Below are 10,156 nucleotides of genomic sequence, written 5' to 3' on the forward strand. Positions count from 1 at the left end.
GCGGCGCGCCATTCGCGCGGCGGCGCCGGCGGCAGCTTGCCGGCCGCGGTGGGCGCCTGGGACGAGGCCGCGAGTGCGGCGTCGGTGGGCGAAGGCGCCGTGGGGGGAGTGGGCGGCGTGGCGCAGGCGGCCAGCAGCGGGACGGAGGCAAGGCTGAGCAGGTCGCGGCGTTTCATGGCTTCAAACTTTGACGAACCAGTGTTTGCGGTACATGACCCAGGCCACCGCGTACATCACCGCCACAAAAGCGATCGCATGCAGCAGCGAGGCGTTCTTGGGCGCCAGGCCCAGGTCGAGGATGGGCTGGTAGAGGCTGCGGCCCAGCGTGCGGCCGTCGCCGAGCTTGACGGTGTAGAGCATCTTGGCGACAAAGCCCGACAGCACGAACAGGAAGAGCGCGTTCATGCCGAAGACGACCAGCGGATGCAGCAGCCTGGCCCATCGCGCACGGGCCAGCGGCTGCGGCATGGCATCGAGCAGCCAGTAGAAGGCGGCAAACACGATGCAGGCCCAGCCGGCCATCGCGATGGCGAAGGACGGTGTCCAAAGCGACTTGTTGATGGGCATCAGCCAGGCGTCCAGCACCTGGCCCAGCCAGAGTGCGGCCAGGCCGGCGAGCATCCAGGTCATGGCCTTGTCGGCGGGCTGCTTGTTGGAAGCGAGCACATAGCCGGCCAGCACGCCGAGCAGCTGGGTCGACACGGCCGGCAGCGTAGACAGCAGGCCCTCGGGGTCCCAGGTCTTGGCCTGCCGCCACAGATGGCCGTCCATCAGCAGGCGGTCGAGCCAGGCGCCGGCGTCCTTGCCCGGCTCCAGCACGCCGGTAAGGACGACGCCGTCGGCGTCCGGCACCGGCAGCAGCAGTTGCACCGCCGAGTAGATGGCCATCAGCGCCACCGCCCAGACCGCCACGCCGCGCACGCCGCACCAGATGACGATGGGCGCGGCGGCCAGGGTGCACAGGCCCAGGCGCTGCAGCACGCCGGGGATGCGCACCGTGCTGAAGTCAAAGCTCGGAATGAGGTTGAGCAGCAGGCCGATGCCGATGATGACCAGCGCCCGGCGCGACGTGCTGAGCAGCAGCGCGGTCTTGTCGGCGCCCCCTTGAGCACGGCGCGCGAGGCTGATCGTCATCGCCATGCCGCTGATGAAGACGAAGAAGGGAAAGACCCAGTCGGTGAACGTCCAGCCATGCCACTTGGCGTGCAGCAGCGGCGCGTAGACGTTGCCCCAGTCGCCGGGGTTGTTGACGAGCAGCATGGCCGCGATCGCGAAGCCTCGAAAGGCATCCAGCGACAGGACGCGGTCTTTCATGCAGGGTCGGCCTTCTTGCCAAAGCCATCCGGCACCTTGATCAAGGCCGTCATGATGAAGCTCGGCAGCGTGGCGATCAGCACCCAGGCGAAGAAGGGCACATAACCGATGTGGTCCTGCAGCCAGCCGCTCCACATGCCGGGGATCATCATCCCGAGCGCCATGAAGCCGGTGCAGATCGCATAGTGAGCCGTTTTCTGCGGGCCGTCGGCCACGTGGATCATGTACATCAGGTAAGCGGTGAACCCGAGGCCATAACCGAACTGTTCGACGGCGAGCGCGGCGCTGATGACGACGAGGCTGGTCGGGTGCAGCATGGCCAGCAGCAGGAAGGCCACATTGGGTACATGCATGGCCAGCACCAGCGGCCACAGTGCGCGCTTAAGACCGATGCGGGAGATGACCCAGCCGCCGAACAGGCCGCCCAGCGTCAGCGCCGTCAGGCCCACGGTGCCGTAGGCGATGCCGACTTCCTTGGTCGACAGGCCCAGGCCGCCTTGCTCAACGGGATCCAACAGGAACGGTGAGGCGAGCTTGAGCAGCTGGGCCTCGGGGAAGCGGTAGAGCAGCAGGAAGCCGAGCACGACGGCGATGCCGGGCTTCTTGAAGAAGCTGACGAAGACGGCCAGGAACTCGCCGGCCAGGCCGCGTGCGGCGCTGCCGCCGGGGCCGCGCAGGTCAGCCGGCGGCCGCGGCAGCACCAGGGCATGCCACAGCGCCAGCACGACGAAAAGGCCGCCCATCAGCCAGAACACGAGGGTCCAGGCCTCGACGACGCTGCCGGTGCGCTCGGTCAGCTCGCCGGCCAGATAGACCAGACCGCCCTGGCCGCCGATATTGGCCAGGCGGTAGAAGGTCGAGCGCACGCCGACGAAGGCAGCCTGCTGGTGCTGGGGCAGGGCCAGCATGTAGTAGCCGTCGGCGGCGATGTCATGCGAGGCCGAGGCAAAGGCCATCAGCCAGAACACCGCCAGCGAGAGCTGGAAGACCTTGTCGGTCGGGATGGTCAATGCCACGCCCGCCAGCGCTGCGCCGACGAAGAACTGCAGCACGACGACCCAGCTGCGCTTGGTGCCGAACAGCTCGGCCAGCGGCGACCACAGCGGCTTGATGACCCAGGGCAGGTAGAGCCAGCTGGTGTAGAGCGCGATGTCGGTGTTGGAGATGCCCAGGTTCTTGTAGAGCACCACCGACAGCGTCATGACAACGACATAGGGAATGCCCTGCCCGAAGTAGAGCGTGGGGATCCACGCCCAGGGGGATCTGGATGCGCTCACGCGTTGAAGGCCCGGCTGACGCTGCCGTGCGCAGCCTCAAGCAGCGTCCGCGCTGCCTCGGCGCTCACGCCGCGCTTGAGCATGACCAACGCCGTCTTCACATGGTGGTCGCATTGGGACAGCGCCGCCTGCGCGTCCGCCTCGGTCGCGCCCGACGCGCGCACGGTCAGCGCCAACGCCCGCTTGACCAGCTTGGCATTGGTCGCCTTCAGGTCCACCATCAAGTTGCCGTAGACCTTGTTGAGCCTGACCATCAGCGCCGACGAAAAGGTGTTCAGCGCGATCTTCTGCGACGTGCCGGCCTTGAGCCGCGTGCTGCCGGAGATGACCTCCGCGCCGGTGTCCAGCACGATGCCGATGTCGGCCAGCTCGGTGACCGGCGCGCCGGGGTTGTTCGCAAAACCGATGGTCAGCGTGCCCGCCGCGCGGGCGGCCTCGATGGCGCCCAGCACATAGGGCGTGCCGCCGCTGGCGGCCAGCAGCAGGGCCACGTCGTTGCGGCCGGGCTTGAGTGCGTTCAGGTCGGCGGCGCCTTGTGCGCGGTCATCCTCGGCGCCTTCCACGGCGACGAACATCGCGCCCTGGCCGCCGGCAATGACGGCCACCGCCCGCTCGCGTGGCCAGGAGAAGGTGGGGTAGAGCTCAACGCTGTCCAGCACCCCCAGGCGGCCCGACGTGCCGGCGCCTGCATATAGCAGCCGCCCCCCGGCGCGGATGCGCGGCAGGGCGGCGTCCACGGCCGCGGCCAGCTGCGGCGCGGCGGCCTTCACGGCGGCGACGGCGGCAAGCTGGTCGTCGATGAATGCATCCAGCAGCGCCGGCGTGGCGTAGGTGTCCAGGTCGGGGTGACGGGTGCTCGGTGTTTCGGTGTTCAGCATGGGCAGGGTTGGCGGCAAGCTGCCGGACTCTAGCGGCTGGCGTCGGCACATGACGAATGCCACGCGCCATTGCAACCATAACGGCAGGTAATCAGAATCTGCGCGTCGGTGGGTTGTAAGGACTGCAAGGGTCACGCCGACGCAAGCTGGCAAGTCGACACCGGTCTTTTCCGGAATCGACCTGTGGTGATACTCGACCTCAACCACTTCTTTGTCTGGAGATTTCCATGAACGCATCCATGAAGACCGGCCTCGGCATCGCCGCCGCCGCCGCAGCGCTGTTCGCCACCGCCGTGCCCACGACCGCCCTGGCCGCCGACGGCATGGTCAAGTGTTCCGGCATCAATGGCTGCAAGGGCAGCTCGGAGTGCAAGACCGCCAAGAGCGGCTGCAAGGGCCAGAACGGCTGCAAGGGCCAGGGCTGGGTCAGCAAGAAGACGGCTAAAGAATGCACCGAGGCTGGCGGCAAGGTCGAGAAGTAAAGCCCACCCCCGAAGCGCTGACGCGCTTCCCCCTCAAGGGGGCGCAGCCTGTGGCCTGGCGAAGCCAGATCCACGGCTGCCGCTGGATGAGGCGCGTCGCCTGCGGCGCCGCGCCGTTTCCTCTTTCGACATGACCAAGATTCAAGGCTTTGGCCTCGGTTTGCGCGTCGAGCATTACGCCGACTTTGAGGCCGGTGTCGATGCCGCCGTGAAGCCCGACTGGCTGGAGATCATTTCCGAGAACTACCTGGTGCCGGGCGGGCCGCCGCTGGCGCATCTGGAGCGCATCCGGGCGGACTATCCGCTGGTCATGCACGGCGTCTCGCTGTCCGTTGCCGGGCCGGCGCCGCTGGACCTGGGCTATCTGCGTGAACTCCGGCTTCTCGCCGACCGGCTGGAACCCGGCTGGGTGTCCGACCACCTCTGCTGGAGCGCCGACGCGCACGGCCAGCTGCATGACCTTCTGCCTGTGCCGTTGACGCGCGCGGCGCTGGACCATGTCGGTGGCCGCATCGCCCAGGTGCAGGACCTCCTCGGCCGGCCGCTCGTGCTGGAGAACGTCTCCAGCTATGTGCGCTTCGCCGCCGACGAGATGACGGAGTGGGACTTCATCGGCCAACTGCTCGGGGCCACCGGCGCCCAGCTGCTGCTGGATATCAACAACGTCTATGTCTCCGGCCGCAACCACGGCTTCGACCCCATCGCCTATCTCGACGCCATTCCCGTTGCGCCGGTGCGCCAGATCCACCTCGCCGGCCACGAGGACCGCGGCGACATCGTCATCGACACCCACGACCACCCGGTGCGCGACGAAGTCTGGTCGCTGTACGCGCATGCGCTGAAGCGTTTCGGCCGCGTGCCCACCATGATCGAACGCGACGACCACATCCCGCCGCTGGCCGAACTGCTCGACGAGCTGGCCACCGCGCGCCGCCTCGCGGCTGCGTCATGAGCCTCGTCGCGCAACAGCAGCAACTCGCCGCCGCCATCCGCGACGGCAGCGACGCGGCCGGGCTGCTGTCGGGCGACTTCGCGACCGGCCTGCAGGTCTACCGCCACGCCTACCGCGCGCGGCTGGCCGAGGCGCTGGCCGACAACTACACCGTGCTGGCCCGGGCGCTGGGCGACGAGGCCTTCGACGCGCTGGCCCAGGCCTACATCGCCGCCCGGCCCAGCCAGCACCCGTCCATCCGCTGGTTCGGCCACGCGCTGGCCAGCTTCATGGCCACGGCGGACGATGAACTCGTGCCCCACGCCAGCCTGGTCGACTTCGCAGCCATGGACTGGGCGCTGCGCGGTGCCTTCGACGCGGCCGACGCGCCCTTGCTGGAGTCCGCGGCGCTGGCCGCGCTGGGCCCGGACGACTGGGCCAGCCTGGTGCTGCATCTGCAGCCCAGCGCACAGCGCGTGACACTGGCCCATGCCATCGAGCCCGCCTGGCGCATGCTGCGCGAATGGCAACCCGATTCGGGCGCCGACCAGCCCGAGCTGCCCGAGCCGGTGCCGCTGCAGCACACGCTGCTGGCCTGGCGCCAGCAGGGTGAAACCCGCTGGCGTTCGCTGGAGCCGCTGGAGGCGGCCCTGTTGCAGTCGGTGGCCGAAGGCGCGCCCTTTGCGCTGCTTTGCGAACGCGCCGCCGCCGAGCTTGGCGACGCCGAGGCCGCCGCGCCGGCCGTCATCGGCGCCTTGCAGCGCTGGCTGGCCGACGGCCTGCTGCGCCGCCCCTGACCCAGCGCGCCGCCAGGCCATTGCGGCTTGGCTATCCTGCGGGCCCCATCTCACGAGGCCTGCCATGTCACGACGCCTGTTCGCCGCCCTGTTCGCGGCCCTGCTCATCCCCACCGCCCAGGCCGCCCTCAGCGTCGGCGCGCCGGCCCCCGACTTCAGCACCGACGCCGCTGTGGGCGGCCAGCCCTTCAAGTTCAAGCTCGCCGACGCCCTCAAGAAGGGCCCGGTGGTGCTGTACTTCTATCCCAAGGCCTTCACCACCGGCTGTACCGTCGAGGCCCATCAGTTCGCCGAGGCGACCGACAAGTTCGCCGCCGTGGGCACCACCGTCATTGGCATGTCCAACGACGACATCGAGACGCTGAAGAAGTTCAGCGTCGAAGCCTGCCGCAGCAAGTTCGCCGTCGCCGCGGATGCTGGCGGCAAGGTCATCAAGGACTATGACGTCGCGCTCAAGATGGTGCCCGGCACCATGGCCGACCGCGTCTCCTACCTGATCGCGCCCAACGGCAAGATCGCCGCCGTGCATGCCAGCATGAACCCGGACGGCCACATCGACGCGATGCTGAAGGCCGCTCAGCAATTGAAGAAGTGATTGCCGCGCTGGAGGCGGCTGCGCTGCTGGCCGCTTATCGCTCGGGCGAGCTGTCGCCGGTCGAAGTCATGCGGGCCGTGCTCGCGCAGGCCGAGGCCCGCGAGGGCGAGTTGCATGCGCTGTGCGCCGTCGATGCCGAAGGTGCGATGGCCGCCGCCCGCGCCAGCGAGGCGCGCTGGCGGGCCGGCAACGCGCTCGCGCTCGACGGCGTGCCCGTCACGCTGAAGGAGAACATTGCCGTGCCCGGCGCCAGCTATCGGCTCGGCACCGCGGCGACGGCCGATGACGCGCGAGCGGATTTCGAGGCGCCGCCGGCCGCCCGATTGCGCGAGGCCGGTGCGATTGCCTGGGCCCGCACGACGATGCCCGACTACGGCATGCTCAGCTCGGGCCTGTCCAGCCTCCATGCCGAACCGGCGCGCAACCCCTGGGATGTGCGCCTGACGCCCGGTGGGTCCAGTGCCGGCGCGGCGGCCGCTGCGGCGGCGGGTTATGGGCCGCTGCACCTGGGCACCGACATCGGCGGCTCCATCCGCCTGCCGGCCGGCTGGTGCGGCCTCGTCGGCCTCAAGCCCAGCCATGGGCGCGTGCCCATCAAGCCCGCCTATGCCGGCCGCGTCGCCGGGCCTCTGACGCGCACGGTGGCGGACACTGCACTGATGCTGGCGGTGCTGGCCCAGCCGGACGCGCGCGACCCGACGCAACTGCCACCGGGCCAGGTCTTGCCCCGGTCGCCGGAGGCGCGGGGCCTGCGCATAGGCCTGCTGCTCGACGCCGGCTGGGGCGAGGTCGTGCAGCCGGAAGTCGAGGCCGCCATCGCCGCCACCGCGCGCACCTTCGAGCAGGCCGGCGCCAGCGTCGAGACGCTGGGTGCCTTCACGACGCGCGAGATGGCCGACGGCATCGACCGGTTCTGGCGCATGCGCTCCTGGCTGGACATCTCGGCCCTGGCGCCCGAGCGCCGCGCCAGGGTGCTGCCCTACATCCTCGACTGGGTCGCACCCGCAGCCGGCTACGACGGCGGCACCGTCTTTCAGGGCTACAGCCAGATGCAGGCGCTGCGCGAAGCGGCCAACGCGGCCTGCGAACCCTTCGACTTCGTGCTCTCGCCCGTCGCGCCGATGCCCGCCTACGCGGCCCATCGGGCCAGCCCCCTGCATGACCCGGCCCGGCCCTTCGAGCACATCGCCTTCACGCTGCCGTTCAACATGAGCGAGCAGCCGGCGCTGTCCATCAACGCCGGTTTCACGATGCAGGGTTTGCCCATCGGCCTGCAGATCATCGGGCGCCGCTTCGACGATGCCGGCGTGCTGTCACTGGGCGCGTTGTGGGAACAGCTGCGGCCGGCGCAGCGCGCGTGGCCGTTCAACGCTGTTTGACCCCTAAGCTGCCGCCATGAACATCGCCGTCATCGGTGGCGGCATCGCCGGCCTGGTGGCCGCGTGGCAGCTGTCGCGGCGCCATGCGGTGACGCTGTTCGAACGCCATGCAGTGCCCGGCTTCGTCGCCAGCTCGGTGGCGCTCGACGGCAGCGCCGCGGGCCTGCGCATCGACGTGCCGCTGCGCGTCTTCTACCCCGGCTACTACCCGACGCTGACGCGGCTGTATGCCGAACTCGGCATCCCCACCGAGCCCGTGGACTACGCCACCACCTTCACCGGCGCTGACGGCCGCGCCTACTTCCGTTGGCGCAATGCAAGCCTCGGGGGCTGGTCGCTGCCTTATGTGCTGCCGCGGGACGTGGGCAGTGTGCGCGCGTGGCACATCGTGCAGGGCGCGCTGCGCTTTCATGCGCGGGCCTGCGCGGCACAGGCCGCAGGGGATCTCGGCGGCGTGAGCATCGGCGATTTCGTCGCGGCCGAACGCGTTGCGCCCGACTTCGTCGACGGCCTGCTGCTGCCGGCCATCGCCACCATCGGCACCTGCAGCACCACCGACGCACGCGCCTACCCCGCGGCCGTGGTCGTCGGCTACGCCGCCGCTGGCGTGGCGCGCCAGAGCGTGCACCGTGCGCGCGACGGCGCCGATGCGGTGGCCGCCAAGCTGCTGGCCGGCATTGCCCGCGTGCAATGCAGCGCCGGCGTGGCGGCCGTTCGGCGCCAAGCCGGTGGCGGGCGGGTGGTGCTGCAGCACGCCACCGGCGTGGAGGCCTTCGACCATGTGGTCTTCGCCACGCAGGCCAACCAGGCGCTCGCCTTGCTGGCCGACGCTGCGCCCGACGAGGCGGCAGCGCTGGCCGCCTTCCGGTACCGGAGGCTGGAGGTGCTGATGCACCGCGACACCGCGCTGATGCCCGCGCGCCGCGCCGACTGGTCGCCGGTCAACGCCCGCGTCTGCGCCGAACACGCGCAGCCCGAGAGCACCATCTGGATCAACCGCGTGCAGCCGGCGCTGCGCCACGCCGCGCCGCTGTTCCAGACCGTCATGCCGCAGCGCTGGCCGCGGGATGACAGCGTCATCGGCCACGCCGGTTTCGAGCGCCCGCTGGTTGATGCCGGCAGTGCTGCCGCCCTGGCCGCGCTGCAGCGATTGCATGCGCAAGCCGAACGCCGCGTGTGGTGGTGTGGCTCCTACGCCGAAGCCGGCGTGCCGCTGCTTGAAAGCGCGGTGCGTTCAGCGCTGGCGGTGGCCGCGCGGGTGGAGGCCCGTGGGGGCGTTGGAGAGGATGGCCGCGCGGCGTAAACGAGTTCACGAACAAGGCATCTTCGACGTGCGCCGCGCCAAGAGAGGCGCTGGTTTGCGGCACTCTTCACAACGGCCGACGCCAGCTGCGGCGATGCTGGCGCCCTGGATTTGCATTTCGGCTTGCCATGCACCCCAAAGTCATCTCACAGTCGCGCCGGCGCCGGCCGGCGTCGGCCACGCTGGCCCTGCCTGAAGCCAGCGCGGCGAACGAACTGCGCCTGCCTGGCGGCGCAGAGTCATCTGGCCACTTCGCCAACCCCATCGTCGCTCCGGCGTCGCCCGCCGGGTCCGCCGACCCGTCGGTGGTGCACGCCAACGGGTATTACTACTATTGCCGCAGCGTCGGCGACCGCTTCCTGGGCATCGCACGCGCCCAGCGCTTGCAGGACATCGGCCAGGCCGAGATGGTCAGCGTTTTCGAGCCCGAGGCGGGCACGCGCTGGAGCGCCGAGATCTGGGCCCCCGAACTTCAGTTTGTGCGCGGCCGCTGGTACATCTATTTCGCCGCCAGCGACGGCGACAACCGCAACCACCGCATGTACGTGCTGGAGGCCAAGACCGACGACCCGCAGGGCGAGTACGTCTTCAAAGGCCAGATCAGCGACGCCACCGACCGCTGGGCCATCGACGGCATCGCCGTCGAGCGCGCTGGCGAGCTGTACTTCGTCTGGTCGGGCTGGCGTGACGACGACGACGGCTTCCCGCAGGTGCTCTACATCGCCGCGATGAGCAACCCGTGGACGATCAGCGGTGAGCGCCACGAGATCGCCGCGCCCGAGCTGGCCTGGGAATGCCAGGGCGCGCCGCTGCTGGAGGGACCTGCCGTCCTGTACGGCGACAGCGGCCTGTTCATCACCTATTCCGCCAGCGCCAGCTGGACCGACCACTACGCCGTCGGGCTGCTGCGTCATGACGGCGGCGACATCCTGTCCGCGGCCTCCTGGCACAAGAGCCCCACGCCGGTTTTCGCCGCGCGGCCCGAGCACGGCGTATTCGGCCCCGGGCACAACAGCTTCGTCAAGTCGCCCGACGGCAGCGAGGACTGGATCGTCTACCACGCCATCGACCGCTCCGGCGGCGGCTGGGCGCGGCGCAGCGTGCGGGCCCAGCGCTTCGGCTGGACGGCAGACGGCCTGCCGATGCTGGGCGCGCCGGTCGCGCCCGGTGTGCTGCTGCCCGAACCGGCGCCGATGGCGG

10 protein-coding genes are annotated in these 10,156 nt (G+C 69.9%); 7 read left to right on the plus strand and 3 right to left on the minus strand.

Going from position 1 to position 10,156, the window contains the following annotated elements; genetic code table 11:
- Positions 1–180 precede the first annotated feature (180 nt).
- The 3 genes from ACT6S0_RS24035 to ACT6S0_RS24045 are packed head-to-tail and all read right to left on the minus strand — an operon-like array spanning position 181 to position 3,469.
- Positions 181–1,314 (minus strand): acyltransferase family protein, encoded by a 1,134-nt coding sequence (locus ACT6S0_RS24035; RefSeq protein ID WP_444691985.1) that lies wholly within the window; start codon positions 1,312–1,314, stop codon positions 181–183.
- The gene (locus ACT6S0_RS24040) at positions 1,311–2,591 is read right to left on the minus strand and encodes an MFS transporter (RefSeq protein WP_444691984.1); all 1,281 of its coding nucleotides are present in this window, start codon (positions 2,589–2,591) and stop codon (positions 1,311–1,313) included. Before ACT6S0_RS24040 ends, ACT6S0_RS24035 begins: the two co-directional genes overlap by 4 nt.
- Positions 2,588–3,469 carry an N-acetylmuramic acid 6-phosphate etherase gene (locus tag ACT6S0_RS24045; protein WP_444691983.1) on the minus strand — a complete coding sequence of 294 codons (882 nt, stop codon included), beginning with the start codon at positions 3,467–3,469 and terminating at the stop codon, positions 2,588–2,590. Before ACT6S0_RS24045 ends, ACT6S0_RS24040 begins: the two co-directional genes overlap by 4 nt.
- Before the next feature lie 227 nt (positions 3,470–3,696).
- Here ACT6S0_RS24045 and bufA2 point away from each other — a divergent pair, with 227 nt between their 5' ends.
- From bufA2 to ACT6S0_RS24080, 7 genes are all read left to right on the plus strand, one after another.
- Positions 3,697–3,951 (plus strand): BufA2 family periplasmic bufferin-type metallophore, encoded by a 255-nt coding sequence (bufA2, locus tag ACT6S0_RS24050; protein ID WP_444691982.1) that lies wholly within the window; start codon positions 3,697–3,699, stop codon positions 3,949–3,951.
- 130 nt (positions 3,952–4,081) lie between these two features.
- The gene (gene bufB / locus ACT6S0_RS24055) at positions 4,082–4,903 is read left to right on the plus strand and encodes an MNIO family bufferin maturase (RefSeq protein ID WP_444691981.1); all 822 of its coding nucleotides are present in this window, start codon (positions 4,082–4,084) and stop codon (positions 4,901–4,903) included.
- Complete coding sequence (locus ACT6S0_RS24060; RefSeq protein WP_444691980.1) at positions 4,900–5,679, plus strand: HvfC/BufC family peptide modification chaperone; 780 nt, start codon at positions 4,900–4,902, stop codon at positions 5,677–5,679. Before bufB ends, ACT6S0_RS24060 begins: the two co-directional genes overlap by 4 nt.
- 64 nt (positions 5,680–5,743) lie before the next feature.
- Entirely contained in the window at positions 5,744–6,274 is a 531-nt protein-coding gene (locus ACT6S0_RS24065) for a peroxiredoxin (protein ID WP_444691979.1), read from the plus strand.
- A complete protein-coding gene (locus tag ACT6S0_RS24070) occupies positions 6,274–7,653 on the plus strand; it encodes an amidase (protein WP_444691993.1) in 1,380 nt (459 codons plus the stop codon). The genes ACT6S0_RS24065 and ACT6S0_RS24070 overlap by 1 nt, the downstream gene beginning before the upstream one ends.
- Before the next feature lie 16 nt (positions 7,654–7,669).
- Positions 7,670–8,956, plus strand: coding sequence for an FAD-dependent oxidoreductase (locus ACT6S0_RS24075; protein WP_444691978.1), 1,287 nt, complete (start codon positions 7,670–7,672; stop codon positions 8,954–8,956).
- Positions 8,957–9,084: 128 nt separating this feature from the next.
- Positions 9,085–10,156, plus strand: a 1,072-nt coding sequence (locus ACT6S0_RS24080; protein WP_444766296.1) for a glycoside hydrolase family 43 protein, incomplete at its 3' end; no start/stop codon positions are given.

Source organism: Roseateles sp. (assembly GCF_052436255.1).
Taxonomy (GTDB): Bacteria; Pseudomonadota; Gammaproteobacteria; order Burkholderiales; family Burkholderiaceae_C; genus Pelomonas.